General features: G+C 59.4%; 25 protein-coding genes and 1 pseudogene. 11 read left to right on the top strand and 15 right to left on the bottom strand.

What is annotated here, in order from left to right; all coding sequences use genetic code 11:
* From AUR66_RS20425 to AUR66_RS05185, 4 genes are all read right to left on the bottom strand, one after another.
* Window positions 1-200 (bottom strand): hypothetical protein (locus AUR66_RS20425; RefSeq protein ID WP_157533002.1); only part of this gene is annotated, 200 nt, incomplete at its 3' end.
* A 135-nt stretch (window positions 201-335) separates the two neighbouring features.
* Window positions 336-1,040: an energy-coupling factor transporter transmembrane component T family protein gene (locus AUR66_RS05195; RefSeq protein ID WP_058571429.1), complete on the bottom strand. Its 705-nt coding sequence runs from the start codon at window positions 1,038-1,040 to the stop codon at window positions 336-338.
* The gene (locus AUR66_RS05190; protein ID WP_058571428.1) at window positions 1,034-1,741 is read right to left on the bottom strand and encodes an energy-coupling factor ABC transporter ATP-binding protein; all 708 of its coding nucleotides are present in this window, start codon (window positions 1,739-1,741) and stop codon (window positions 1,034-1,036) included. Before AUR66_RS05190 ends, AUR66_RS05195 begins: the two co-directional genes overlap by 7 nt.
* Window positions 1,742-1,765: 24 nt before the next feature.
* Window positions 1,766-2,341 (bottom strand): biotin transporter BioY, encoded by a 576-nt coding sequence (locus AUR66_RS05185; RefSeq protein ID WP_058571427.1) that lies wholly within the window; start codon window positions 2,339-2,341, stop codon window positions 1,766-1,768.
* Between the two features lie 150 nt (window positions 2,342-2,491).
* On the opposite strand from AUR66_RS05185, the gene AUR66_RS05180 reads away from it, so the two are divergent.
* From AUR66_RS05180 to AUR66_RS05165, 5 genes are all read left to right on the top strand, one after another.
* Window positions 2,492-3,097 carry a hypothetical protein gene (locus AUR66_RS05180; RefSeq protein WP_058571426.1) on the top strand — a complete coding sequence of 202 codons (606 nt, stop codon included), beginning with the start codon at window positions 2,492-2,494 and terminating at the stop codon, window positions 3,095-3,097.
* Window positions 3,098-3,183: 86 nt separating this feature from the next.
* Complete coding sequence (locus AUR66_RS05175; protein WP_058571425.1) at window positions 3,184-6,705, top strand: LAGLIDADG family homing endonuclease; 3,522 nt, start codon at window positions 3,184-3,186, stop codon at window positions 6,703-6,705.
* A gap of 58 nt (window positions 6,706-6,763) precedes the next feature.
* A complete protein-coding gene (locus tag AUR66_RS23045; RefSeq protein ID WP_269432561.1) occupies window positions 6,764-6,886 on the top strand; it encodes a hypothetical protein in 123 nt (40 codons plus the stop codon).
* A 606-nt stretch (window positions 6,887-7,492) separates the two neighbouring features.
* Window positions 7,493-7,972 carry a hypothetical protein gene (locus AUR66_RS05170; protein WP_157533001.1) on the top strand — a complete coding sequence of 160 codons (480 nt, stop codon included), beginning with the start codon at window positions 7,493-7,495 and terminating at the stop codon, window positions 7,970-7,972.
* A complete protein-coding gene (locus AUR66_RS05165) occupies window positions 7,972-9,105 on the top strand; it encodes a tyrosine-type recombinase/integrase (protein ID WP_058571423.1) in 1,134 nt (377 codons plus the stop codon). The genes AUR66_RS05170 and AUR66_RS05165 overlap by 1 nt, the downstream gene beginning before the upstream one ends.
* 770 nt (window positions 9,106-9,875) lie before the next feature.
* Here the strand turns inward: AUR66_RS05165 and AUR66_RS05160 are convergent.
* The 3 genes from AUR66_RS05160 to AUR66_RS05150 form a co-directional block, all read right to left on the bottom strand.
* On the bottom strand, window positions 9,876-10,295 hold the full coding sequence (locus AUR66_RS05160) for an HIT family protein (RefSeq protein WP_058571422.1): 420 nt from the start codon (window positions 10,293-10,295) through the stop codon (window positions 9,876-9,878).
* A gap of 81 nt (window positions 10,296-10,376) precedes the next feature.
* The gene (locus tag AUR66_RS05155) at window positions 10,377-13,004 is read right to left on the bottom strand and encodes a hypothetical protein (protein WP_157533000.1); all 2,628 of its coding nucleotides are present in this window, start codon (window positions 13,002-13,004) and stop codon (window positions 10,377-10,379) included.
* 260 nt (window positions 13,005-13,264) lie between these two features.
* On the bottom strand, window positions 13,265-13,822 hold the full coding sequence (locus tag AUR66_RS05150) for a hypothetical protein (protein WP_058571420.1): 558 nt from the start codon (window positions 13,820-13,822) through the stop codon (window positions 13,265-13,267).
* A 476-nt stretch (window positions 13,823-14,298) separates the two neighbouring features.
* Between AUR66_RS05150 and AUR66_RS05145 the strand changes: the two genes are divergently transcribed.
* Complete coding sequence (locus AUR66_RS05145; protein ID WP_197409677.1) at window positions 14,299-14,454, top strand: winged helix-turn-helix transcriptional regulator; 156 nt, start codon at window positions 14,299-14,301, stop codon at window positions 14,452-14,454.
* A 26-nt stretch (window positions 14,455-14,480) separates the two neighbouring features.
* On the opposite strand, the gene AUR66_RS05140 is transcribed toward AUR66_RS05145, so the two are convergent.
* Both AUR66_RS05140 and AUR66_RS23235 read right to left on the bottom strand, forming a co-directional pair.
* Window positions 14,481-15,104, bottom strand: a complete 624-nt coding sequence (locus AUR66_RS05140) for a uracil-DNA glycosylase (RefSeq protein WP_058571418.1) — start codon at window positions 15,102-15,104, stop codon at window positions 14,481-14,483.
* Between the two features lie 85 nt (window positions 15,105-15,189).
* On the bottom strand, window positions 15,190-15,420 hold the full coding sequence (locus AUR66_RS23235) for a MarR family transcriptional regulator (RefSeq protein WP_082682133.1): 231 nt from the start codon (window positions 15,418-15,420) through the stop codon (window positions 15,190-15,192).
* Window positions 15,421-15,510: 90 nt separating this feature from the next.
* Between AUR66_RS23235 and AUR66_RS05135 the strand changes: the two genes are divergently transcribed.
* A complete protein-coding gene (locus AUR66_RS05135; RefSeq protein ID WP_058571417.1) occupies window positions 15,511-16,785 on the top strand; it encodes an IS200/IS605 family transposase in 1,275 nt (424 codons plus the stop codon).
* A gap of 52 nt (window positions 16,786-16,837) precedes the next feature.
* On the opposite strand, the gene AUR66_RS05130 is transcribed toward AUR66_RS05135, so the two are convergent.
* Together AUR66_RS05130 and AUR66_RS05125 are read right to left on the bottom strand one after the other, a co-directional pair.
* A complete protein-coding gene (locus tag AUR66_RS05130) occupies window positions 16,838-17,068 on the bottom strand; it encodes a DUF7860 family protein (RefSeq protein WP_058571416.1) in 231 nt (76 codons plus the stop codon).
* 54 nt (window positions 17,069-17,122) lie between these two features.
* Entirely contained in the window at window positions 17,123-17,974 is an 852-nt protein-coding gene (locus AUR66_RS05125) for a ribose-phosphate diphosphokinase (protein ID WP_058571415.1), read from the bottom strand.
* Window positions 17,975-18,046: 72 nt separating this feature from the next.
* Between AUR66_RS05125 and AUR66_RS21125 the strand changes: the two are divergent.
* From AUR66_RS21125 to AUR66_RS05115, 3 genes and pseudogenes are all read left to right on the top strand, one after another.
* A pseudogene (locus tag AUR66_RS21125) lies at window positions 18,047-18,139 on the top strand (IS5/IS1182 family transposase); the annotation flags it as partial.
* A 710-nt stretch (window positions 18,140-18,849) separates the two neighbouring features.
* Window positions 18,850-19,728, top strand: coding sequence for a hypothetical protein (locus tag AUR66_RS05120; RefSeq protein WP_058571414.1), 879 nt, complete (start codon window positions 18,850-18,852; stop codon window positions 19,726-19,728).
* 97 nt (window positions 19,729-19,825) lie between these two features.
* Entirely contained in the window at window positions 19,826-20,437 is a 612-nt protein-coding gene (locus AUR66_RS05115) for a signal peptidase I (protein ID WP_058571413.1), read from the top strand.
* A gap of 71 nt (window positions 20,438-20,508) precedes the next feature.
* Here the strand turns inward: AUR66_RS05115 and AUR66_RS05110 are convergent, their stop codons facing one another.
* Entirely contained in the window at window positions 20,509-21,225 is a 717-nt protein-coding gene (locus AUR66_RS05110; protein ID WP_082682131.1) for a CAP domain-containing protein, read from the bottom strand.
* A gap of 261 nt (window positions 21,226-21,486) precedes the next feature.
* On the opposite strand from AUR66_RS05110, the gene AUR66_RS21120 reads away from it, so the two are divergent.
* Window positions 21,487-21,858 (top strand): hypothetical protein, encoded by a 372-nt coding sequence (locus AUR66_RS21120; RefSeq protein ID WP_157532998.1) that lies wholly within the window; start codon window positions 21,487-21,489, stop codon window positions 21,856-21,858.
* 436 nt (window positions 21,859-22,294) lie between these two features.
* On the opposite strand, the gene AUR66_RS05100 is transcribed toward AUR66_RS21120, so the two are convergent.
* The 3 genes from AUR66_RS05100 to AUR66_RS05090 all read right to left on the bottom strand — a co-directional run bounded on the left by AUR66_RS05100 (window position 22,295) and on the right by AUR66_RS05090 (window position 24,892).
* On the bottom strand, window positions 22,295-22,882 hold the full coding sequence (locus AUR66_RS05100; RefSeq protein WP_082682130.1) for a signal peptidase I: 588 nt from the start codon (window positions 22,880-22,882) through the stop codon (window positions 22,295-22,297).
* A gap of 15 nt (window positions 22,883-22,897) precedes the next feature.
* The gene (locus AUR66_RS05095) at window positions 22,898-23,470 is read right to left on the bottom strand and encodes a DUF7344 domain-containing protein (RefSeq protein ID WP_058571410.1); all 573 of its coding nucleotides are present in this window, start codon (window positions 23,468-23,470) and stop codon (window positions 22,898-22,900) included.
* A 600-nt stretch (window positions 23,471-24,070) separates the two neighbouring features.
* Window positions 24,071-24,892, bottom strand: a complete 822-nt coding sequence (locus tag AUR66_RS05090; RefSeq protein WP_058571409.1) for an HVO_0234 family beta-propeller protein — start codon at window positions 24,890-24,892, stop codon at window positions 24,071-24,073.
* Window positions 24,893-25,093: the final 201 nt, after the last annotated feature.

The following is a 25,093-nucleotide window of genomic DNA, read 5'->3' as shown; positions in this document are numbered from 1 at the left end:
CGGACGATTCGGCCCGGAAGGTCTGAGAGTCGGTCGAACGGGTCGGACTCACCGCGCGCGTAGCGCAGGAACCGGTCGTACACCCCGTAGAGGAACACGAGGGAGGCGATAGCGGCGAGGCCGTAGAAGAGGGCCTCACCCACCGGGCTGATAGTCCAGAAGGTCTCCCGGGTGACCTCCGCTTGCGCCGCAAATACCATAATCAATCACCGGAGAACATGATGTTAAATCTTACCACTGTCTTCTAGTTTGCGACCTGTCGCGTTTCCCAGAGAAGGCCCCCGCGGCACCCGGATTCTCCGTTTCGTGTCTCTAGTTTACAACACTCAAACGAGTTACAAAAACACACTGACGAGCAACGACACGGCGAGGGTGAGAACTGGCGCGTCACATCGAGAAAACCGGAGTTCGGGGAGCGTCGGATTCCACGCGAAACAGCGGGCACGAAGCGCGAGGGTGAGGGAATCGGCCCGCGCGAACGCGCGACGAAGGCCACCGGCGGCGACGAGTGAGAGGCGTTCGTCGAGTCGTCGCGTCTGGCCGAGACGGGCGGCCTGCGCTTCCCGAACGCGGAGCAGGTCACGCCGAACCAGCGGGAGGAACCGGAAGACGAGCGCGACGCCGACACCGAGTGCGACACCGAACCGACCGGGAACGAGTCGCTGAATCGCCGCGCGCGACTCGCGGATGGGTGTCGTTCTGACGTACGCCGCCGCGACGAGGAAGACGAGCAAGACGCGAATACTGGCGAGTGCGGGGTCGACAGCGGCCGAAGGGTCGAACCACGGTGCGCCGAGTCGGGCCGCTTCGACAACCGGGCCGACGACGAGGAAGGGAACCGCGTAGCGGATGGCGTAGAGGGCCGAAACTGGAGACGTGTTAGCGGCGCGAAGACTGACCGCGGCGACGACGCCGAGAGCGGTCAGTCCGACCGGGGTAGTGTGCGCGAGACCTGCCGCCGCGAACGAAATCTGTACCGCGAGTTTCGTCCGCGGGTCGAGACGATGAGCGAACGAGTCACCGGGTTCGTAGGTCAGCACGATGGTGGTGGTCTGATGCCGAGGTCGGCGAGGCGGTCACTGGCGTTCTCTGGTGTGTCGTCGAGGGCGACACGTCCGTCGGAGAGGACGACCACGCGGTCCGCGAGTTCGGTCACGTCTCGCAAGTCGTGGGTGACGACGACGAGACTCGTCCCAGACTCACGGAGTTCTCGTAACCGAGCGAGGACGGACTGTCTGGCGGGTTCGTCGAGGCCGGTGAACGGTTCGTCCAAGACGAGGTGGTCGGGTTCCATCGCCAGTGCGCCCGCGATTGCGAGGCGTTCGACTTCCCCGCCGGACAGTGCATCCACGCGTTCGTCTTCACGGCCGTCGAGGTTGACCGCGGCGAGCGAATCACGGACGCGACGGTCGATTTCGTCGCGCGCGAGACCGAGGTTCTCCGGGCCGAAGGCAACGTCGGCGCCGACAGTCGCCGCGACGAGTTGGTCTTCGGGGTGCTGGAACACCATCGCCACGGCGGTTCGCGCAGCGACGAGGTTCTCGGAGACGGGCGTGCCGTTGACCGACACCGACCCCTCGTCGGGTTCGAGCAGGCCGTTGAAGTGCCGCACGAGTGTCGTCTTGCCGGACCCGTTCGCGCCGGCGAGGACGACGCACTCGCCGTCGTCGATAGTCACGTCGAGTTCGTCGACTGCGGTGGTGTCGCCGTAGCGGTGGACGAGTCCGTCGACGCGAATCATCTGGTGTGCACCTGTGGTTTCCTCTCAGTTCGCCGCGATAGCGTCCGAGCGGACGATGCCGACGGCGGCGGCAATCTTGAACGCCTCTGCGGGGATGAACGCCGCGGCGGCGGTCCAGAAGGCGGCACCGAGGCCGACGTTCTGGACGAAGGCGAACCCAATCACGCCGAGGGCGTAGATGACGGCAGTCCCGGCGACCATCGCGCCGACGAGGCGGACGGTGCTGACGCGGTAGTCACCGAGTTCGGTTCCGTGGACGAGGAACCCGACGAGAGAGGCGGCGAGTGGGTACGACCAGAGGTAGCCAGCAGTCGGGCCGACGAGTGCACCGAATCCGGCTGACCCGCCGGCGAAGACGGGCGCGCCGAGGCCACCAGCGACGAGGTACAACGTTATCGAGACGCCGCCCCACACGGGGCCGAGGAAGATACCCGCGAGGAAGACGACGAGTACCTGCAACGTCACGGGAATCGGTGAGATTGGGTTGGGGAACGATACGTACGCGCTAGCGCCCATGAGGGCCGCAAAGAGGGCCGCACGGGCGACGTTGCCGACGAGTTCGTCGCCGACGAGTTCGACCGACTCGTGTTCGGTTGCCATGCACGTCGCTGTCTCGTAAACTTCATTGAAGGTATCGGTTTACGAGTAGGGTCTGACGACGTTCGCTCCGGTCCTGTCGGGCGGCCTCGCGCGTAGTGACGGTCGTTTTCGTCAGCATCATTAAAGTCGCTGGCAGTGCCTGTATCCGACATGGACGAGAAGACCGCCGAACTCCGCGACATCTTCATCGAGACGACCGGGTCTGACACCGTGACCGAACGGCAGTCCGAGTCGCGCGGGTCGCTCGCCGACGTGGACGACCCCGAAGAAGTCCGCGAACGCGTCGCCGACCTCGTGTCGACGATGCGCGAGCGTTACGAGTTCGAGACCGACCTCGACGACGACACACTCGTAACCCTCGTCGTCGGGTACTTCGACGGCGACGCCGACGAGGACCTCGCGGTCGAACTCGGTGTCGCACCCGAGGTGATTCGGACAGCGCGGTTCGACCTCCACCTCGTCCGCGACGCCGACCGCGACGCCCCCTTCGACATGGACCGACTCGACAAACTCCTCGTCGAGGGCGCGGACGACGACGAACTCGCCGAGAAACTCGACGTTCCAGTGGACCTCGTCCGCGAGTTCCGCCCCGTCGCGGCGGCGGACATTCGCTCGACGCGGGTCAACCACCGCTTCCGCGACGATTTCTCGGAACTGCTCACCGACGACGACCTCTCACAGCGGATGGCCGAAGACGCCCGAAACGACGGCCTCCGCGAAGCGACAGAAGACATCGAGACGGACGTGTCGCTGTGAGTGGGCGGGCGGTTGCTGTCTTCACAGCGTGCTGACCCGTCCGAACGACGAAGGTTCTTAACCGGTAGGGGACATACTCCTGTGCGATGGCGCAGGCCCCGCAGAATCGAGAACTCACAGAGCGGTTCATCCAGTTCTACCGCAACTACTATCGAGAGGAAATCGGCAAACTGGCACAACAGTACCCGAAAGAGAAGCGGTCGCTGTACATCGACTACGACGACCTGTACACGTTCGACGCCGAACTCGCCGACGACTACATCACCAAACCCGGCCAGTATCAGGAGTACGCCGAAGAGGCCCTTCGCCTGTTCGACCTACCTGCTGACGTCAAACTCGGCCAGGCACACGTCCGGATGCGGAACCTCCCGGACTCCGTCGACATCCGCAACATCCGGGTCAACGACGACCACATCGGGACGCTCATCTCCGTACAGGGAATCGTCCGGAAGGCGACGGACGTTCGCCCGAAGATTACGGAGGCAGCGTTCGAGTGCCAGCGCTGTGGGACGATGAGTTACATCCCGCAGGGCGACGGTGGGTTCCAAGAGCCCCACGAGTGTCAAGGGTGTGAACGTCAGGGGCCGTTCCACATCGACTTCGACCAGTCGAACTTCGTCGACTCACAGAAACTGCGCGTCCAAGAGTCCCCCGAAGGCCTGCGCGGGGGCGAGACGCCACAGAGTATCGACATCAACCTCTCGGACGACGTGACGGGGAAAGTCACCGCCGGCGACCACGTCACCGCCGTCGGCATCCTCCACATCGAACAGCAGTCGTCGGGCAACGAGAAGACGCCCATCTTCGACTACTACATGGAGGGCATCTCGCTCACCATCGAGGACGAAGAGTTCGAGGACATGGACATCACCGACGAGGACGTAGCCGAAATCGTCGAACTCTCGAACTCGCCGAACATCTACGAACGGATGGTCGACTCCGTGGCCCCGGCCATCTACGGGTACGACCAGGAGAAACTCGCGATGATTCTCCAACTGTTCTCGGGCGTCACGAAGCACCTTCCCGACGGGTCACGGATTCGCGGTGACCTGCACATGCTGCTGATAGGGGACCCCGGGACGGGGAAATGCGTCGACGGTGACACTCGCATCACACTCGCTGACGGGCGTGACGTTCCGATTCGTGAGTTGGTCGAGTCGAACCTCGACGACCCCAAACCGATAGACGACGGTGTGTGGGACCACGCTGACTTCTCAGTCCCATCGCTCGCCCCCGACGGAACGATCACGTCGCGTCAGGCGACGAAGGTCTGGAAGCGAGAGGCTCCAGATCACATGCTTCACGTTCGGACGAGTAGCGGACGTGAGCTTACGGTTACGCCGTCGCACCCGCTGTTCACGCGCCAGCGAGGAATGACGACTGCCATTCGTGCAGACGGACTGACAGAAGGCGAGTTCGTCGCCGCACCGCGTTCACTCCCCGCGGCCGGAAATGACGAACTAAACGTCGAATTCCGCCGGTCGAAGTCGAACAATGCTATCCGGCTCGAACTACCAGACGAGTGGACGCCGTGGCTAGCCCGACTGGTCGGCTATATCGTCGCCGAAGGCTACGTCGAGCAGCGCGAAGATTCGACGGGATTCGTCTCGGTGACGAACAACGACCGTAAGGTCCTCGATGATGTCTCGGAGGCATTCGACCGGCTCGGAGTGAACTACTTCGAACGGTCACCACACGATGAGAAAACCGCTCGTGAGGTAATCTGTGGTTCCGGGGAACTCGTGAGCTTCCTTTCGAACCTCAGTCCCTCGATGCTCGAGGCTTCCGCAGACCAGCGAGTTCCCGAGTCGATACTGGCTGCCAGCGCCCAAACAGGACGCGCGTTCCTTCGTGCATTCATCGAAGGAGAGGGACACGTCTCAGCGAGCCAGCGTGAAGTCACTGTCGCGTCGATGAGTGAAGAGCTCCTCAAAGACGTCCAGACGCTTCTGCTCGCATCTGGGATCCGTTCCCAGATACACCCACGACACAACGAGAGCTATCGGCTCCGTATCAGTGGGGACGACTTCGCACGCTACGCCGAACAAATTGGGTTTGTCACCGAGCGAAAGTCGATTGCAACCGCCGAGTACGCCGATATCACTGGAAACACAAACACCGACGTACTCCCTGTCGGTGACGAACTCCGTGAGCTTCGGGAGTCACTCGGCCTCGCGCAATCTGCGTGTGGTCTCCCACGGTCGACCTACCAGCACTACGAACGTGGAGACCGAAACCCGAGCCGTGAAAGTCTCTCCCGCGTCGTCTCGGCATTCGAGGAGGCACTCGACACAGCCGAAAACACGGAGATGTTAGCTGTCGCGGACGGCGGTATGTCGGTGTCGGACCGCGTATCCGAACTGCGCTCCCTCGTCGATGGCAACGTCGGATGGGAACGCATCGAGTCTATCGAGCGCGTCGAACCGTCCGAGGAGTGGGTGTACGACCTCGAAGTCGAAGATACCCACAGTTACGTCTCGAACGGCCTCGTCTCGCACAACTCGCAAATGCTGTCGTACATCCGCAACATCGCCCCCCGGTCTGTCTACACGTCCGGGAAAGGTTCATCCTCCGCAGGGCTCACGGCCGCCGCCGTCCGCGACGACTTCGGCGACGGCCAGCAGTGGACGCTCGAAGCGGGTGCACTCGTTCTCGCCGACAAAGGAATCGCGGCGGTGGACGAACTCGACAAGATGCGCCCGGAAGACCGCTCTGCGATGCACGAAGGTCTCGAACAACAGCAGATTTCGGTCTCCAAGGCCGGTATCAACGCGACGCTCAAGTCGCGGTGTTCGCTCCTCGGCGCTGCGAACCCGAAGTACGGCCGATTCGACCAGTACGAACCAATCGGCGAGCAAATCGACCTCGAACCCGCGCTCATCTCCCGCTTCGACCTCATCTTCACCGTCACGGACAACCCGGACCCCGAATCCGACTCCGCACTCGCCGACCACATCCTCAAGACGAACTACGCCGGCGAACTGAACACCCAGCGAACGAACGTCGCCAACTCCGAGTTCACCGAAGACCAGGTGAACGCGGTGACGGACGAAGTCGCGCCCGACATCGACGCAGAACTCCTCCGCAAGTACATCGCCTACTCCAAGCGGACCTGCTACCCGACGATGACCGAAGAGGCGAAGAACGTCATCCGCGACTTCTACGTCGACTTCCGTGCCCGCGGTGCCGACGAAGACGCCCCCGTCCCCGTGACGGCGCGTAAACTGGAAGCGCTCGTCCGTCTCTCGGAGGCATCTGCCCGCGTCCGCCTCTCCGACAAGGTGACCCGCGAAGACGCCGAACGCGTCACCAACATCGTCGAATCCTGCCTGCGCGACATCGGGATGGACCCCGAGACGGGCGAGTTCGACGCCGACATCGTCGAGACGGGTCGGTCGAAGACGCAGCGTGACCGCATCAAGAACCTGCTCGAACTCATTCGCACGATGCAAGAAGAGTACGAAGAGGGTGCTCCACACGAGGAAGTCCTCGAACGTGCCAACAGCGAGTTGAACATGGACGAGAAGACGGTCATCGACCAACTCGAGAAACTGAAGATGAAAGGCGACATCTACGAACCGCGCGGCGACGTGTACCGGGCGACGTAGACTGCTTCGGCCTCGTTTTCACGCTTCTTCCGATTTTCTTGACAACCTGCCAGTCAGTATGAGCGTAAGGAACGACAAAGAGGCCGAAGCGAGAACCGCGTTCGAGAGTTGTGCCCTCGTGATGGAACGGGTTCCCATCGTTCCGGCGTTCTTCGACGAACTTCCCGAGGAGCGAACGTGATTGAGAAGAGGATACGCACTCAGTACCTCTCTCAAATCTGACTGTTGTTTATATTCTCCTGTACATCCCAAGGGTGTAGCCGAAGGTAGTGTTTCGAACAGGGGTGTAGACTGCCATCGCGAAGGGTGCTGTCTCACTACCGTCCAATTCACCCACGTCTACAGCAGTGACGCTGCATGTGTTTTGCTTTAGAGAAGGTCTGAAAGTGCTAAAATCGACCAATAACAAATATCTCACTACGTCGTGATCGGTGATGCATCCTCCTCGAAACACGGTGGACAGCAACTCTGAAATCAGCCGATACACCCCACTAACGATGAGGTGTACTGGGGATGAAGCCATTTTGTCCACCCCTTGATTTGGAATCTAGCGACAGGTTGTATTCTGCACTTCGGTCAGAGAGAGCTAGAGAATAGCGAAATCGAGCGAATTGGTTGTGTCTGATGTGACCGTACAGATCCCAAATTCGAGGGCCACAACTGCGTTATTGCGGCTACACCCATGCCGTGTAGACCCGCTATCGTACACCCTTGGTGGGCAGAATAGAGGAGGAGATTTTATCGGCAGCCGACAGGGGTGTCGGCTGCCCGAAGTGGCCGATTTCGCATGAAACGAAGCAAACCAACAGACGTCCGTCGGCGGATGGGGATTTACAAACATATCGAGGATGTGCCATCCAGATCACGCCTCGAGCGATTCACATCGCAGTTCGAAGGAACCGATGTGTGGGCAGTGTTCGTGTCGACACGAAACAACGAATTCGACTCGGCACATTACCAGGCAACGTTTAGAAAGGCTGGATCATCGTTCAAATCTCACATGCGAGCGCGGGATCGACACCACGCCCTCGCACACCCATCTGATATCGAATCGTGGCTCGTCACGCTCGCCGAGACACGGACACTCAAAACAGTCTATTCTGAGTACTGGGTCCGAATTGAGGAGTTCTATACCTGGCTCCAGCGACACACGAACTACCCACACGTATACAATCCGGCGTGGATGGCGGTTGCGGCCTTCCCGACTGCAGGGGCAATGTGGGCACGAAAAACCAATAGAGATGCAGTAGGCACAGGAGGCGACTAATGGACCACACTGAACAGTCAGTGGACAACTCGCGAACAGAAGTTGCGCGGGCCTTTGGCCGCAATCGTGACCCACTCGCGGCGTACGAAGAGCAGTTCGAGTTGCTTGCAGTCGACGCCTTCGACATCTTCCTCCAATCCGGGTTAGCACCAACGAACCCAGCACCATCGACACAGACGGCGTATCACCGTCTCATAGAGGAGTGGAAACAACACATGGGACAACACGGACGGCATCCTGCGTGTCCTGCTCACCACCACGTCGAGGCGTTCGTTGAGCATTGTTTGACGACGAGTGGCCTCAGTCCGAGTACCGTCCGGACGAAACTGCACCGGCTCAGCAGAATATATCGATACTGGCAAGCTGACCCTGTCTTCCCCCATGGATTGGGGTACGATCCTTTCGAATATGTGTTCGCGACAACAGACCTCTCAGACCGCCCGTTGAAGTCGCCACCACGACTCACACCCAAGCAGCTTGGATCGTACGTCCAGACGCTCACAGACGTCCGAAACCGGCTCATCGTCGTCCTTCAACTCAAACTGGGACTTCGCGCAGGCGAAGTGAGTACACTCCGACTTGACAACCTCGCGGTCGACCATCCAGAACTGAACGCTGGCTATCCCACACTGGGATCAAACCCCGCCCTTTCAGGGCGGTCACGGGCGGTCTACATCCCATCACGATACGAAGAGACGGGCAACAAGTCACATCGCTCGCGGCTCCTCCCGATTGATGACGAAGTCTATCGCGCACTGCTTCAACACCTCCTCGTTCGACCAGACACTGGCGACCCGTGGGTGTTTCAGAGTCGGACGACGGCGACCCAGATAACGACAGAAGCAATCAACAACGTGTGGAAATCAGTATTCCGGCCAGATTTCGACGAGACAGACAACCACCGAGCAGTGACGAGTCACTATGGCCGACACCGATTCAGTACCTACTGGCAGGTCGACCACGAAATCCCACGTGAACTTGTCCAGTACATGCGTGGCGATCGTATCGATGGTGATGATTCACGGCGACAAACCATCGATAGCTACATCCACACATTTTACGAGGATATTGAACCGGTTTACCGACAGAATATGTATTCGCTTGGACTCCCTACGAGCCTGTCTTCGATGTAATAACAGTACCCTCTCAACCTCCTCTCCTCTCGTGACAATCAAGATTGAAAATTTCAGTAGACAAAATCTGGTGCAGTGGAGAAGGTTCAATCCCCGAGTATTGGTGAATTATGAGCTCACTCACAACCTCAAATATCTATTTTAATAATTAGTGGCAATACTTTTTGTCAGGAACAGAGAGACCACTGATTGATGGGGCTGTCTGACGTCGTTGCTCTGGTGAACCTGACGTCCAAGCAGTGTCAACGCCCCGAATCGACTGTTTCCGATGCCAGTGTTATACTTCGTGAACGTCAATCGGTGCAGGCTGCCGTATCCTCCGATACGGCGACGCTCGCGAAGTGGGTTGTCAAAACACGTGGTTTGGGCAGGTCGCTCGGTATGCGTCGGCATCACTGGGACGGTTCTTCAGTGGTGGCGACGACAGCTTTCTGTGCTGGTGGAGCCGGTGGCATCTCCCCTTGCCCCCTACGCTCGCGCACGTCTGTGCACGGCGGTCACCGGTTTCTAGCAGCACAAACACACAGGCACACACCCATCGTCCCCCTTGCCCGATCTACTGAGGGGGTGCTGGCGTAATGGTTCGATGCTGCTGTTACGCCGCTCCCACGGTCGAGTCCATGAGCTCGGCCGTGGGAATGCAGTTCTAACACGGGAACTTGCCTCTCCACCTCCCGTTTCCCACTTAATCGAGCCGAGTTGTGTGGATACGCGAAGAACAGGTTCTGAACTCACTCCTCCCTGGAAACGAGAGTGGTCGATTCTCGCAGTTACGATTCCGAGAGGGTCGCTTCGATGTCGTCCATCTCCTCGTCAGAGAGGTCCGGCACGTCGCCGGCGACGGCGTGGATGGGGTTGCCACCGTCGTCGTCGAACCGGGGGACGATGTGGACGTGGACGTGTTCGACTTCTTGGCCCGCAGCAGGGCCGTTGTTGATACCGACGTTCGTCGCGTCGGCGTCGACTGCCTCCTCGACGCGGGGGACGAGTTCGTCGACGGTGCGGAAGAGGTCCGCCGTAATCTCGTCCGGCACGTCGTCGAGGCGGGCGTAGTGGTCTTTCGGCACGACCAGTGTGTGTCCCGGTGCGAGGGGGTTGACGTCGAGGAACGCCAGCGAGTGTTCCGTCTCGTGGACGATTCGGCCGGGGATGTCGCCGCCGGCGATGGCGCAGAAGATGCAGTCTGGCATGGATGAGTTGTCGATTGGTGAGGAAAAGAAAGTTCGGTCCGAGGTGGTGCCGGATGTGAGAGTGGTCGGAGTGTGGAACCTCTACTTCCGGTCTGCTGCGCGTCTTCGCCCCCGGATGAGGAATCCCACGGCGAACGCACCTCCTACAAGGACCACTACTGCCACCCCAACGAGCCCGAGCCATAGCGCGTCGAATATCTCCGTCTCGTCAGATGCGGTGGGAGAACCAGTCCCGCTCGACGTGGACTCTGGCTGCTGCGGTTGTTGCTCGTCGATGAGTGTGGCGACCACCTGGTCACGTGACAACGGCGGTGCCTGACTGCTGGCGACAGTCGGCTGTGAGACGCCACCATCAGGTGACACTACGAAGACAGCGTAGTAGGTTCCCAACGCGGGTGCTGGTACGTCGTCGATGACGTTGGTCCCCGCCCCCTCGTACAGGACAACGCCGTCGTTCGGCGCCTGTGGCGGCCGAACCGCCTGTCGGACGACCACGACGGTCGACCCTGCGTCAGGTTGCGGCCAGGTGAGTGAGACGGTGCCGTTGGATGTCCGCTCAGCTTGGACCCACGGGAGTGGAGAAACCTGACGTTCCGGCAGGCGCAGCGTCACTGGAACGACTGTCTCAGGTCCTCTCTCTTCGCCAACCGCTGTGTACTCCTGTTGGGTGAGTTCGTACGTCCCCGTTCCGTATCCGGGCAGGCGAGCCTGCACGGTGACGGCCTTGGCGTCGGGGGGAAAAGCCAGCGGGTAGTAGCCAGTGTCGGCGTCGGCTGTCAGTTCGTACTGACTGGTCGCATCCTCACTGACAACCGTCATCTGGAGTCGGTCGTACGGAATCGTTCGACCGGCTTCGTCTACGACGGTCACGTCGAGCCAGGGCCCCGCGAAGGGGGGTGGGCTCTCGCGGATGCCGGGTGGTGGCGTATCGCTGTCCCACGCGGCGGTGGGGTCCACCGTGGATTTGTACCCGTCAGCGAATCCGATTGGCTCACCCTGTTGCCACCCGGGCTCGCCGTTATTGTCTGAGTAGAAGCCGTGGAGGATGAACAACTGGTCGAGGTCGGTCGGTGGGTCGTTCGGTCCCGGGAGGGGTTCACCAGCCTCGGCTTTCAACACGACGTAGAGGTCGCGAACTGTGGTGAGGTCCTCCTGGTCGTGCATCGCCTCCCAGAGACGAGAGAGTCCCCACGAGACATCGTCTCCCTGTTCTTGTCGGGCGAACGGTGATGGCCTGGCGGTGTCGTCGTCCATCACGTCCCAGAGCAACGAGGCGACGATCAACTCCTCGTCCGGTACCTTCTCGTCCGGATTTCTGAGCCACCGGCTGTGTGTGTTGTCTTGGAGGTTGCTTGGGCGGCCGATTGTGTAGTACACAGACCCGGTGGGGTTGCTTGCGTGCCCCTCGACGAGGACAGTGTAGAACCCGGCCCACCCTTCCGCGAAGGAGTCCGTCGAATCAGGGTTTCGCACACCTTGATGGCTCTCAGTGGGCGGTCTGTGACCTATGTTGTCTTTCTTGCCCATTTCGCTCCGGTAGTTGACGTAGTGGCCCACCTCGTGGTAGACCGTCTGTCGTCGTTCGGTAGGTGGTGGTGCCCTGATGACGAGCTGTTCGTTCGCGGGGTCGGGGGTGAAACTACTGTCTCCAGGAACGTCTTCGAGCCAGATTGGGAGGCTCTCGTCGAAGTCGACGTTCAGGCGGTTCCGACCGTAGTCGAGTGCCGTCTGGGCGTCAACGTAGACGAGCGCGGTCTGGTACGCCTGTGCCCCATCGGTTGCCGCTAGCCGACTCGTCGACCCATCTGCACGCAGGTGAACTGGCTCCGAGTCGGCCATGTCTGCTTGGAAGATGACGTGTGTCATGACGAGACCATTTATGTCGAAATCCTCCACAGACTGGGGAGCGATGGTGTACCCAACAGGAAGGAGCGTGGGCTCTCCACGACGGTAGAGTTCGAACGTCTCGTCCCGGTCTTCGAACCGGACTTCCAGTTGATAGCTCGCTTGGGGGGACACGTTGGGTACTCGGATTGCGTAAATTCCCGTGTCGTCGGTGTGGGTCACATAGGACCGCACGGCATCTCCCTCGGTGACGTGCAGAATCACCTGTACTTCTTCGAGGTCTCGGTACTGGTTTTGCTCGTCGTAGGCGAAGACGTAGCCACCGAAGGCCATCTCCCGTCCCGTCTCCGTCCGGTTCGTTGTGTCGATCGGTTCGACGCTCGCCCCCGACGCCGGCACGCCTGTACACGGCGCTGCATGTGGTTCGACTGTCTCCAAGAGCTGCTGGGCGAACGCCCGCGCTGCCGCGTCGTCCGGTCCAATCTGCCCTTGAGCCAGTTTTTCGAACCAGTCATCTGCGTCTCCCACGACATCGGGGTCGTACGTCTGGTTGTACCAACCGCTCCACGATACCCGCACCGCGCGGTCGGCAGACCGTACGTACGGGTCCGAATCTGGTACTTCGCAGATGTCGATGCTTCCTGACACGTCCTCAGCGTCGACCCACCGAACACTGAACGTGATGTAGCCTTCCCCACCGGCGATGGGCTCTTGGCCACGTTCTGAGTAGTGACAGGTGTTGATTCGGAGGCCGTTCGGCAGCGGGGTATCGGCCGCTCCAGACCTGGATGCGATGAGGCTCCAACTCCCCTGACCCGATGGATAGGACGCTGGACACAGTGATGCACTGTCGAGGTCCTCCACCGTGGGCGTAGCACTCTCGCCGGCAACTACTCCACTCGGTGCGACTCCTGAGAACAGTACGATGAGTGTGACAACCAGGACAGACACGCGACCTACAGGTAACCGGCTCACGATGCACCCCACGTCAGGCACTGTCTGTCGCTTCCCATGGTGTCTCCCCCGACTATTGTTGTACGAGAACGTACGACACGCGCGGGCTTATCTAATGTCAAAATTCTCATATACTGAGAGACAGCGTCGTCCCATGGGTCGGTACGCCGTCAAAACAGTATCTCCAGTCTGACCGTCCCCCAGACGATGTGCCAGAGTGTGTAGTAGACGAGGCGGAACGCGTACATCGTGAGGAAGTCGTATCGCCTGAACAGATACAGTTGGGACAGGTTGATGGCGAGGACGTTCAGGCCGACGTACACCGTGGTCCAGAGGGGAACGGCTTCCGAAAACCCGAACCAGAGTTGGAAGGCAGGTTCGAGCACTGCGACTGCGACGAGAACGACCCACACCCGAAGCGACCGGTCGGGTTCTGCGGCCAGTGAGGGGACGACGAGGAAGAAAAGCGAGAGCGGAAGGAGATGAAAGAGTATCTCGACGACGAATCCCATCGTCGGGTAGAACAGCAGCGAGTCCGGGATGAGGACGTTGGTATCCGCAGGGAGGACGGCGACGAAATCGACCAGCGCCATCCCCGCACCGAGAAGTGTCGGAAGGAAGACGGTGAGGCCGAGGCGCTCTCGGAGTGGCCCGGGCGTGTACACCGCAAACCAGCCACGAGAGAGAACGAGCGTCACGAGTCCGAACCCTAGAACGACTGCACCCATAACCACGGCAAGAGGATTCAGACCGCCGAAATACGGGCGAAACACCACCGGGTGAACGACAGTCAGTACGCCGGTGGATACCACAACCGCGACGGAGAGGAGGCCGAAGAGAAGGTACTGTCGCCGTTCTTTCGCAACCTGTTCTCTGAATCGGCTAATGTCGAGGATGGTGGTTCTCCTGTAAGATTCGATCCCGCGCTGGTACAAAATGGCTGTTGCGACGCAATTGCGTGCAACCGCCACGGTGAATTGCTCTCGACTTCGCAATCGGTCAATTGCGGATAGTGGTTTTGAATCCCGTGGACGCAATCGTGCCATCAGATTGCGCAAATTGCGCTCGAATTGCGCAATAATTGGTATTTATTCTCGACTGTATCGTCGTGCCAAATGCGTACATGACACAAACAGACTCTCAACCACGCAAAGATGACGGGCAGTTCACCACTCGAATGAACCTCAACGAGGTACTAGACGGTATGAGAACTGGCGAACCGTACACGGCACGTGAACTTGGTGACGCTCTCGGTCTCCCGCGAACGACGACGAACTACTATCTGAACCAACTCCACGATGCGGGAAAAGTACGGAAAAAGAAGTTCCACGCCACGCGTGTGGTCTGGATGAAACTCTAACACCGACCTTCGGCCGTTTCTCCTACTCACGGCAACACCCGCGCCAAATCCTCGAAATACTCGTCTAGCTCGTATCCGAGACGCGAGAGCCACACGTCCCGGTACGAAGGATGAAGAAGCGGAACGATTGTGTAGCCGAACCGGTCGCTCTCGACGGGTTCGAGGACCGTATCGAGGAACCCGTCGAGCGTGATGTCGTCGAGCGACAAGACGCTCTCGGTGGCGTGGCGACCAGTCGGAATCACCACGTCGGGGTCGATAGTTTCGAGTTCGGTGACGAGGTGGTCGAGACAGTTCGCCTTCTCCTCGGCGCTGGGTGCCCGGTTCGACCCCTCGCCGTCCGAGGGGAAGCACTTGACCGCGTTCGTGTAGAACACGTCGTCTTCGTAGCCCACAGTGGCCATCGTTTCGCGGATGCGTCGTCCCGAGTGCTGGGCCGTGTAGGACATTCCGGTCCAGTTACCGCCTTGCCAGCGTTCTGCGTCCGGGTTTCCCGCACCCGGTGCTTCGCCGACGACCAACACCGTGGCGTCGCTGGGGCCGACACCCCACGAGATGCGGTTTCGACACTCCACCAACGCCGGACATCGCGCGCAGTCGCTCTCCGTGACGAGTCTGTCGTCCGCGTCGGGGAATCGTGGGTCGGGCATGTACGTACTCAAGAAAGAAATACACAATGTGGGTTATTACTTTAGGTTGGCTCTGTTCTGAGGATAGGCGTAAGCTCTGCAAGCACTACTCAGGTGTATCATCACGCCACCAAATTTTCACACCGCAATCCTTGCTCTCTACGCACCCTTGTTCGTGAAGGTCGTGGAGTCGACGGAGAACTGTTTGCTTCGATACGCCCAGTTCACGTGCAAGTTCTGAACCAGTCGCTGCAGGGCCAGGTACGCGGTTAAACGCTTCGTACACATCTTTTTTTGTCACCTTCCTCGGCCGTCCTGCGCCCTCGGAACTATCCATTTGATCTCTTTATCATATCCTCGTTGCTTAACTTTTGGAACTCCGCTTTCGATATCTATTTAATATTGGAACAAGTATTCCAAAATACGGATGAAGCGAACCAACACCTTCGAGGTAATCCCAAAGTCCGACGCGGACGAGGAGTTACTTCGTAGGTTGTTGGATGCCTCAGCAGCTCTTTGGAACGAGATTAACTACGAGCGACACAAAAATTTCGCTGGCTCAGACGGCGATGTTTGGGATATCAGCGAGTACCGTGGGCGATACGGTGGAACGCTTGGCGCAGCCACTGTTCAGCAAATCGAACGCAAAAACCGTGAAGCATGGCGGTCTTTCTTTGCACTCAAAAAGAAGGGCGAAGCCAATGGAAAACCAGGCTTCTGGGGTAACGCTTCTGATGGACGGGACCTTCGGACGTACATTCGAAATACGTCCTATTCCATTGAGTGGGGTGAATACTCTCGACTCGACATTCTTGTTGGACAGGATCTGAAACAAGAGTACGGGATTGAATACAACGAACGGTTTCGTCTCGAAGTCCGGGGCAACCCAAATTGGAAAGAGTACGAAAAACAAGGTCGGTTGGAGTTGTTCTACGATGAGGACTCGAAACAGTTCAGGGCCTTTCAGCCAGTCACTATCGACAATTCTCGGCTGGCACATCCACTGGCAGATGAAATTGCCGCTCTGGATATCGGTGCGAACAACCTTGTCGCATGTACGACAACGACCGGTCAACAGTATCTCTACGAAGGACGTGATCTATTCAAGCGGTTCCGTGAAACGACACGCGAGATTGCACATCTTCAGTCCAAACTTGAAAACCAGCGCAGGACGACCAAGCGAATAAAACGTCTGTACCGACGGCGAACACGTCGTCGTAATCACGCACAGGATGCACTTGTACGCAGTCTCATCAAGCGCCTATTCCACGAGGGTGTTACAACGATATATGCGGGCGACTTGACGGGTGTCTTGGACACTCACTGGTCGGTGCGTGCAAACGAGAAGACACACAACTTCTGGGCGTTCCGGCGGTTCGTTAACCGTCTCCAATACACCTCTGAGGAGTTTGGTATAGACGTTGAAATTCGCTCTGAAGCATGGACATCGCAGACCTGTCCGAAATGTGGATCCACGACGAACACAACGCGTCATCAAGACACTCTCACATGCGGCTGTGGTTTCGAAGGACACGCAGATCTTGTGGCGTCGGAGACGTTTCTTAGACAGCAGACGACCGAAGTAAGGCCGATGGCACGGCCTGTATGCCTCAAGTGGGACGACCACAACTGGTCAGAGTCACCATGCTCTCACCGTCCCAACGTGGTACATACGAACCCGAAAGTTACCTCTGTGGACTAGTAGCCGCTACTATCCAGTAGAGGAAGCCCCAGTTTTGATTCTGGGGTGGATGTCATTCCGTCAGTGGGAGGACGATACCGAAGACGATGGGCGAAAAGAGGATGAGGGCGATGCCAATCCACTCGGCGTCGAAGAACAGCGTTCGCTCCCATCCTGGAATCTGCCCACCGCCCACCGCCAGTGCGACTTTCGCGCCGATAGCGCCGAACAGGAAGAGTGCGAGGCCGAGGCCGAGTCCAGTCTTCGCCAGGAATGGGTAATCGAGGTTTCCGTAACGTCCCATAGCACTTCGAGATAGGGGAGAGGAGAAAATCGTTGCGAGAGAGTGTGTGGTCTGCTAGCGTTCGAGAACGTCGGCGACGACCGACGCGACAGACACGTCGCTGACCTCGCACTCGATGGTGTCGGTGCCGATGACGCGTTCGATACCGGCGCGGCAGAGTTTGGTCCGGGCGTTCCGCGCGAGGAGTGGATGGACGGTGGCACAGAAGACGCGCTTCGCTCCGCCGTCGGCGAGAACGGCGACGGCCTCGCTCATCGTCGACCCGGTGGCGATGATGTCGTCGGTGATGACCACGTCGCGTCCCTCGAAGTCGGTCTCACTCGGCGTAATCTCGACTTCGGTTCCGGAGAGGCGAACCTTCTCGAAGTAGTCCGTCTCGCCGTCGCCGTAGGCGTCACGGACGGTTTCGGCGATGTCGATAGCCCCGTCGTCCGGTGAGAGGAAGAGGGGGTCGTGGAGGTCGGAGAGCGGTTCGGCCAGTTGGCCGGCAGCGTCGACGATGTCCACGGGAACGTCGAAGAAGTCGGCGACAGCGTCCTCGTGAGGATTGACGAGGACGACGCGGTCGGTAGTCGTACTCACGGCGCGGGCGACGGCGCGGGCCGAGATGGGGTGGCCGACTTCGAACGCCTTGTCCTGACGGGCGTAGCCCATGTACGGGATGACCGTCGTGACCTCCTTGGCACCGGCCTCGCGGACGGCGTCTTGGAGTTGCAGGAGTTCGATGTAGGCGTCGTTGCTGACGGTGCTGGCGACGATGGTCGCGGTGTCGGCGTCGAAACCGGGGACCGCCGCGAGTGTCTCCCCGTCCGGGAAGCGGTCGTACTCGACGGCCGCAATCGACTCGCCGAGTTCCGAAGCGAGTGCGGCCGTGAGTGCCTGTGAAGATGCGCCGGGTACGAGCATACCCGTTCGTCTCTCGTGAGGGGTAAAACCGCTTTTCGTTGTGTTCGGCTAGGGCGTGTGTCAGCGTACCCCGGCGTCGCCATGCGTGCGCGGACATGGTACCGTGACTTTCGTGAACTCGTCTTGAAATGTGTCGTTCATAACATCAAGGGTGCCGCAATATAGCCAAATCAACCGATGTATGGCGATTCACCAGAGCCATTCGAATTAATATGTTGGGCGTGATCGGCATTCATCTTCGGGGTCGAGCCCCGAGGCACTCTGCCTTGATTATCTGTAGAACGGGAGGCATCTCGTTCGGTCAATTCCTCACGGGCGAGTGTGTCCAGTGCCATCTCTTTGTCGGCGATTGACTGGTCGGCGACTTCTCTGGCGCGCTCTTTCGAGAGCCCTTTCGGCTCGTAGCCAGTCAATGTACACCTTCTGATATTTTGCGTGTCGTGCTGGTTAACGCTGTGCTCGGAGAGACAACGCCGCTTGTAAACACATTCTGTACGCCCTCTACGGGCCCCCGACGAGTAGTCGGTAGGTGACGGCACCATGGCTGACCCCCGCTGCCCGACGTCACCCCGGAGATTCTGACCACCGGCGACATAGGCGGCTCCTAAGCACTGCTAAGCACTCATAGATGGTTCGGTCGCCAGGCATACACGCTGCCTAGCATCCCGATACGCAATGTCTCGTATCCCAATACGCGTTGGCTTGCACTCGTTCGGGAACTGCGAGGGTCCGTATATGAACCTGTCAACGAGTGTATATATACTATGGTATGAGTCGTGGTTGTGAATGCGCACTCCCGGTGTTCGGGCGGTCCCGACGAGCGGTCGGGGCCGTTGACGACTCTCGAACGACCGGATGTGCAGCAGGTGAGAACAATGGCAGACGACAAATTCGAGTTGACGCGGCGCAAAGCACTGCTCAGCCTCGGCACCATCGGCGTCGCTAGCGCGACCGGTGCGAGCGCGTGGGCACGATTCACGGACAGAGAAAAGAAGATCTTCGAGGCCGAAGCTGGCCGCCTCGACCTCCGGTTCCAGGAAATCTACCACACTGACAATGGGTACGAGGTCGGCTCTGCGAGGAACGGCCCGGTTAAGGTGAAGTTCAGGAACCTGAAGAACCGCGACTGGTTCAAGCACTGCGAGTACCTCACCAACGTGGGAACCGTCCCCGGTGACAAGCTCTCGGTGAAACTCAAGGACGTCGAGGACCTGGAGAACACCAGCTACGAGATGGAAGAGTCCAAACTCTGGCGGTGGAAGACCAGCGATCAAAATGAAAAAGAATACCGGTACCTCAAGGACTACTCGGACGGAAAAGGTGAGCTCTCGAAGTTCCTCAACGTCTGTGGGTTCATCTGGTGCATGGTTAACGGCACGTGGCAGTGCCGACCGGTCAACTTCGACGACGGGACGGTTGGCGAGGTCATTCAGACGACCGACTCCGACCCACACACGGAGACGATTTCGAATCCGTTCACGTACTTCAAAGGCAAGTTGAACGACCTCGAAGGAAAGAAGGTGACAATCGACTTCAAGGACGAGCAAATGGACCCCGACGAGAAGTGCCTCTTCTGCGTCTTCGGGAGCTTCGACGAGGACAACGCCTACACGATGATCGATGGCAACAAGTGGTACTACCAGGACGCCAACATCGCGATGTCCGACAAGACCATCGCGAAAGTCGGCTTCGAACTCATACAGGACGAAGGCGACAAGGTGAACGGCGAAGCCTCGTTCCCGAACAACAGCTAAGCTGACCAGACGACCACCCGGTCACGAACTGACCGGACACCCCCTCCCCCTCAACGTCCGAAACTAACCCACATTTTTCGATACTCCACACCCACCAATGACACTCAGCCACCGACTCACCGCACTCCGAGAGAGCAAGGTTACGAAAGCCGTCGTGATTCTGCTCGTCGTCGCGGCCGTAGCTCCGTTCCTCGCCTTCGCGGTGCCACAAACCACTGGCGCGGACACGAGCTACATCGTCGTCTCCTCCAGCATGAGCCCAACAATACACGCGAACGACGCCATCCTCGTCGAAGACGCTCAACCGACGTCCATCGAAGAGGGCGACATCATCGTCTACGAGAGCTACCGAGACTCCCCGAGCGACGACGAGAGCGTCACCACCCACCGGGTGGTAGAGGTCATGCAGACCGACGACGGCCTCGCGTACAGGACGAAAGGTGACGCCCTCGAAGAGGTCGATGCCCAACCAGTCCCACAGTCCGCCCTCATCGGTCGCGTCTCGTTCGTCATCCCACAGGTCGGGCACGTCGTTCAGTTCGCCCAGTCCGGAACAGGCTTCATCGCCCTCGTCGTGGTCCCGTTCGGCCTGCTCGTCCTGAACGAACTGTGGAACCTCGGAATGATGGTCCGCGGGACGGGGGAGTCAGGTGACTCACCGGCTGAGGGTCCGGACCCACCGCGGGAGACCGAACCCTCCGAGCAGTGAGTGATGGGACTCGGCGACTGAGTCCGGAAGGGTGGAGACGGTTCTCCCTCCGACGGCCGCCCTGAGCGGGGTCAGCGGCAGAAGTTCTGCGTGGCGTACACCGCGCCGTCCGCGGTGATGTACACGCCAAGTCCCTCCTCGCTGTAGGACGACGAGAGGATGTTCTGTCGGTGTCCCGTCGAGCCCATCCACATGTCGACGATAGCGTTCGCGACGTCCTCGCTCGTACTCGCACCGTAGCCGGCCCAGTTCTGGGCGATGTTCTCGCCGGAGGCCCGGCACGTCTCGTCGGTGACGTCATGGTATCGGTCCCAGGGCTGCTCGCCGTCGGGGTTGGTGTGGCTAAAGTAGTCGCGGTCGACCATATCCTCGCTATGCGCCCGCGAGACTGACGCCATAGTTTCGTCGTACGCTAGTTCGGACAGTCCGTTCTCGACACGAATCTCGTTCACTCGCTGGTGGATGAGCCGTTCGACCGCCGAAGAGGTCACCGTCTCGTCGTTCGTCGTGTAACTCGTCTCTCCGGGGTCGTCCGGGTCGCTCAGTACGGAATCCGTCGACGTCTCGGTCGGTTCGGGCGTCGCAGTCGGTTCGGACGTCGTAGTCGGTTCAGGGGTCGACTCGTGAGTCGGAGTCGGGTCCGACGTCGCAATCGGAGTCTGAGTCGGAGTCGGTGTCTGTGACGGCGTCGGTGAGGGCGTTGAGGTCGGTTCGCTCACGAACGTGGTACAACCGGCGAGTAGGACCAGTAGTACCGCGGCGATTGTCGACCAGTGTCGGGGCTGCATCGTTCCACACTTTCTGTGGTCGCCCTATTCTTAAATCGATTCAAAATATCCTAAAGCAGTTGGCCTTTGTACAGTTATAGTTGGCTGAAGTGTGTGTCAGCCAGTACACGCGGCGACAGCCCAACAGTCGAAATTATGACCGGCGTGACTTTCGTTCGGCTGTACAGGTCGGTCAGTTCGAAGAATGGACGGTGGTCGCGTCGCTGAAAACGCTACGAACTATCTGTGTCGTCCGAATCGGTCGTCGGTTCGGGTGTCGGCGTGGGCGACGTGGTTGGCGTCGAGGTGGGGGTTGGAGTAGGAGTGGGCGATGCGGTTGGCGTCGGGGTGGGGGTTGGTGTAGGAGTGTGTGACGTGGTTGGTGTCGGGGTGGGGGTTGGAGTAGGAGTGGGCGACGTGGTTGGCGTCGGGGTGGGGGTTGGAGTAGGAGTGGGCGATGCGGTTGGCGTCGACGACTCAGTCGTCTCGGTTTCGGTCGGGGTGGACGTATCCGTCCCATCCGCCGTAGTCGTCTCGTTTGTCGTAGTCGTCGTAGTCGTCTCGTTTGTCGTAGTCGTCGACGACGTCGTTTCGGTTTCGGCCGACTCGATGCTCAGGCTACCGGACTCGGGTTCGACCGTAAGTTCCGTCTGAGCGACGAACGTCTGTCCACCTTGCCATTCTCCATTCACGACGAGGTCGTACGTTCCAGTCTCTTTGGTCCGGTCTAAGAGCATCTCCGAAGAGACCGAAACTCGACAGACGTCGTCACATTCGACTCGGCTATCAGCCACGGAGACTACGTCGTTCGCCAAGGAGATACGAATCTCCGACTGTGTGACGTTCTCAGCGTTCGGGAGTGCCATCGTGATGACAACATCCCCTTCATAGTCCTCCGCAATCGGGGCGGGTTCGACGGTGATGTCGTTCACTTCGTAAGCGAAGTCGTCGCCCGCGTGAAACGACGAAATTAACCCCTCTCTATCGGTGAACCCTGCCAGCGTCGGCGCCGTGGTGACGATTGCGAGGGTGACGAGACCGGCGAGCGCTATCGTGAGGAGGGTAAAGCCTACCGAGTGTGCTGTTCGTTTCATCTGGCCCCACCTCCTTCGTTCGCCGATGACTCGCTACTCGGCCGACTACCGCTGGAATCCAAGGAGTCGAGAGCCCCTCTCTCTGTGCGGTCCACCTGAAGTAGATTCCACGCCTCCGAGAGCACGAGCAAGACTGCCGGAATGACGACGAAGGCAACGATGCCGACATCGGTCGCCCCGAACACAAGCACGTATCCGACATACGGAACCGAAACGGATACCACCCCAACGAGGGCGCTCGCTGGAACGAGGGCTGTGTCGGGGTCCTCGTTGGCGTCGCCTTTGGTTCTGAAGAACAATCCGTCGTCTCTCTCGACGACGTCCACGACCCGGTGGGTGGTTCGGATATCGTCACTGCGGTCTCTGTCAAAGGTGATGATGTCTCCTTTCTCGATAGTCGATGCCGGTGTGTCGGTTACGAACACGATGTCGCCGACGTGAATCGTCGGTTCCATGCTTCCGGAGACCACCGTGTAGGTGTGGTCTGCTCCGACCAGTTGTGGTGCCGCGATGACCGTCATTAGTACGGCTGTCACGACGAGGACGACCAGGCCAACCGCGTGCGCGGTCGATTTGAGATTCATCACTGGTACAACCCTTTAGGCGGGGTGCTTCCCATCGCTCCCGAGACGATTGTTCATGTCGTGATAGCTGTGGGCCACTGCAGATACCAGAAAGAGCGTCGTGACGAGACTTGCCCACCCCATACCAGGAATCTGTGCGAACGGAGGCACTCCTACAACAGCACCGACGATGAACGCTGCACAGAGTACCCCGAGACCGACGTAGTACTTGCTCCACCGAATCTCGTTGTGTGGGACGATGTCCAGGTATACCTGTAATTCTGAAGCATCGTCTGTCAGTGTTGCAGTCCCTCGGTCCACGTCAAACTCGACGATACCATTATCGTCCATCTTCGGTAGGTGGGACTGCCGCAACGCCGTGTAGACACGCATCCGTTGTTTGTACGTGACCGCCTCGACCGGAACGTCGTTCTCCCACGCGGCCAAGTTCGTCGCGAGCTCTCGGAGTTCGACTGTTCGCTCTTGTTGGAGCAAATAGTGCAACGCGTCCCGCCGTCGGCGACAACTCAACACTTCGAACGCCAAGTCTTGGGTCACTTCCGTCGAGTCGGCGTCCTCCAATTCCGACGCTTTACTCGACACGCTCATGGGTATCGATTTATCTGAAAGATAGAGCTCCCCGACCCTCTCTTCAGGAGCGCATCTAGTTGGCATGCAACTTCGAACTTCCCCTGATGAGGACGTTTTACTCCGTTATTTGTGGGCTTTAGCTCCCAGCCTCCCGAACGGGGTTGGTTATCTACTAATGGTATGTACATATAGTAGATACATATCGGATAGATTGACTTAGTTAGAATCTGACTGACATTCGATATATCGAACATATCACCGGTTAATTATCATTTATCTGGTAATTGGTGCCATGTCGCCCTCTTTAACGAGCAACACAGAAAGCGAACAGAGAGCAGGGATGTGTCCAAGAATGAGGAATACGGCGACAACGAACCAGACCCATCACTGGTCGTTGGTGCAAGAATCGACCTACGTACCACGACGTACCGCTACGCTTGGGGCGATGAGCCGAGCAATCGCGACGTACTCGATGCACTTGATGAGTCACTTGTTGCCATTGAAAAGAAGACACGGACAGAATGAGTTGGTTCTGACCGATTCGCGCGCTGTATTCAGCACGCTCGCGGAAACCTATCTGATTCTATTCGTGTCAGCAGAACTCGTTCTCGTCGCGGCTCAGCGCACCGCGACACCGAGGGCATCGAGGCCGAGCACCTGTGTTCGCCAATCGCTTCCAGTCATCTGCACGCAGAGCGTCCCAGCATCGGTCACGGCGTAGGTCGCTCGCGCGTCGTGGGCGAGACCGACGACCGTTTCGTCCATCGGAATCGGGTCGGCGACCCACTCACCGTCTTCGAGCGAGACGACACCATCTGGACCGACGGCGTGGGCGCGGCCATCGGGCATCGACGCGACGACGGTTGTCTTCCCTTCCAACGTGTCCATCCAGCCGTTTCCAAGGGTGTAGAGTCCCGATTCGGTCGCGGCGAGTGGCGTTCCTTCGGCACCGCCGAGGCGACCCGCCGGGTCGGACACGTCGTGTGCGTCGTCGAGGCCGACGTGGGTCAGACCGTCGTCGCCGATACGGTAGACGCCGTCCGCGGCGGCGACGAGACTCCCGTCGAGGGCGCGAACGTCGTCCACAGTCCCGAGGTCCGTCCACCCGTCTTCGTCGAAGTACGCGACCCGGCCCGACTCCGCGGCGGCGACCACGCGGTTCTGGTGGAATCCGACCGTCGTCGCGGGACCGAAGTCGAGTTCGTGGTACTCGTCGTCTTGAACCAACAGCACGTCGTCGGCGGTTGCGACGGCGACTTCGCCCGGCGACCCGGCCACGTCTCGGGGTTCACAGCGGTGGTCGATGCGGAACCCGCCGACCAAGTCGTCGGAGACGTCCACGCTCACGACGCCCATCTCCGCTGCGACGTACACCGTCTGCTTGCCCGACTTGTCCGCGTACACCCGTTTTTCGTCGATGGAGAGGTCGAAATCAGCCATCAGTTGCTCCGGGGTTCGAGATGAGGTTCGGAAAACGTTGTGGTCGTTCTCAGGGGCCGGTGACAGCGTCGCCTCGGAGACTCACTGTTCTTTTTCGACACTCGGTCTTCGAACTCGTGATTCTTGGTGAGAATCTGTACAAAAGGGATGGGGCAGTTCCCCCCACCACCAAATCGCCACGACCGAGCGGGCATCTCGGTC

Origin of the sequence: Haloferax profundi, from assembly GCF_001469865.1 — an archaeon.
Taxonomy (GTDB): domain Archaea; phylum Halobacteriota; class Halobacteria; order Halobacteriales; family Haloferacaceae; genus Haloferax; species Haloferax profundi.
This window is presented reverse-complemented; position numbering and strand designations above follow the sequence as displayed.

Coding starts and splice junctions, on each gene's coding strand:
- AUR66_RS05180 (WP_058571426.1), top strand. CDS start 2,492: ATGGACGAGAAGACCGCCGAACTCCGCGACATCTTCATCGAGACGACC.
- AUR66_RS23235 (WP_082682133.1), bottom strand. CDS start 15,420: ATGGATAGTTCCGAGGGCGCAGGACGGCCGAGGAAGGTGACAAAAAAA.
- AUR66_RS05190 (WP_058571428.1), bottom strand. CDS start 1,741: ATGATTCGCGTCGACGGACTCGTCCACCGCTACGGCGACACCACCGCA.
- AUR66_RS05090 (WP_058571409.1), bottom strand. CDS start 24,892: ATGGCTGATTTCGACCTCTCCATCGACGAAAAACGGGTGTACGCGGAC.
- AUR66_RS05130 (WP_058571416.1), bottom strand. CDS start 17,068: ATGGGACGTTACGGAAACCTCGATTACCCATTCCTGGCGAAGACTGGA.
- AUR66_RS05095 (WP_058571410.1), bottom strand. CDS start 23,470: ATGAGCGTGTCGAGTAAAGCGTCGGAATTGGAGGACGCCGACTCGACG.
- AUR66_RS05175 (WP_058571425.1), top strand. CDS start 3,184: ATGGCGCAGGCCCCGCAGAATCGAGAACTCACAGAGCGGTTCATCCAG.
- AUR66_RS23045 (WP_269432561.1), top strand. CDS start 6,764: ATGAGCGTAAGGAACGACAAAGAGGCCGAAGCGAGAACCGCGTTCGAG.
- AUR66_RS05125 (WP_058571415.1), bottom strand. CDS start 17,974: ATGCTCGTACCCGGCGCATCTTCACAGGCACTCACGGCCGCACTCGCT.
- AUR66_RS05170 (WP_157533001.1), top strand. CDS start 7,493: ATGAAACGAAGCAAACCAACAGACGTCCGTCGGCGGATGGGGATTTAC.
- AUR66_RS05160 (WP_058571422.1), bottom strand. CDS start 10,295: ATGCCAGACTGCATCTTCTGCGCCATCGCCGGCGGCGACATCCCCGGC.
- AUR66_RS05115 (WP_058571413.1), top strand. CDS start 19,826: ATGACACTCAGCCACCGACTCACCGCACTCCGAGAGAGCAAGGTTACG.
- AUR66_RS05150 (WP_058571420.1), bottom strand. CDS start 13,822: ATGGGTGCAGTCGTTCTAGGGTTCGGACTCGTGACGCTCGTTCTCTCT.
- AUR66_RS05120 (WP_058571414.1), top strand. CDS start 18,850: ATGGCAGACGACAAATTCGAGTTGACGCGGCGCAAAGCACTGCTCAGC.
- AUR66_RS05110 (WP_082682131.1), bottom strand. CDS start 21,225: ATGCAGCCCCGACACTGGTCGACAATCGCCGCGGTACTACTGGTCCTA.
- AUR66_RS05100 (WP_082682130.1), bottom strand. CDS start 22,882: ATGAATCTCAAATCGACCGCGCACGCGGTTGGCCTGGTCGTCCTCGTC.
- AUR66_RS05165 (WP_058571423.1), top strand. CDS start 7,972: ATGGACCACACTGAACAGTCAGTGGACAACTCGCGAACAGAAGTTGCG.
- AUR66_RS05135 (WP_058571417.1), top strand. CDS start 15,511: ATGAAGCGAACCAACACCTTCGAGGTAATCCCAAAGTCCGACGCGGAC.
- AUR66_RS05140 (WP_058571418.1), bottom strand. CDS start 15,104: ATGCCCGACCCACGATTCCCCGACGCGGACGACAGACTCGTCACGGAG.
- AUR66_RS05145 (WP_197409677.1), top strand. CDS start 14,299: ATGAGAACTGGCGAACCGTACACGGCACGTGAACTTGGTGACGCTCTC.
- AUR66_RS05185 (WP_058571427.1), bottom strand. CDS start 2,341: ATGGCAACCGAACACGAGTCGGTCGAACTCGTCGGCGACGAACTCGTC.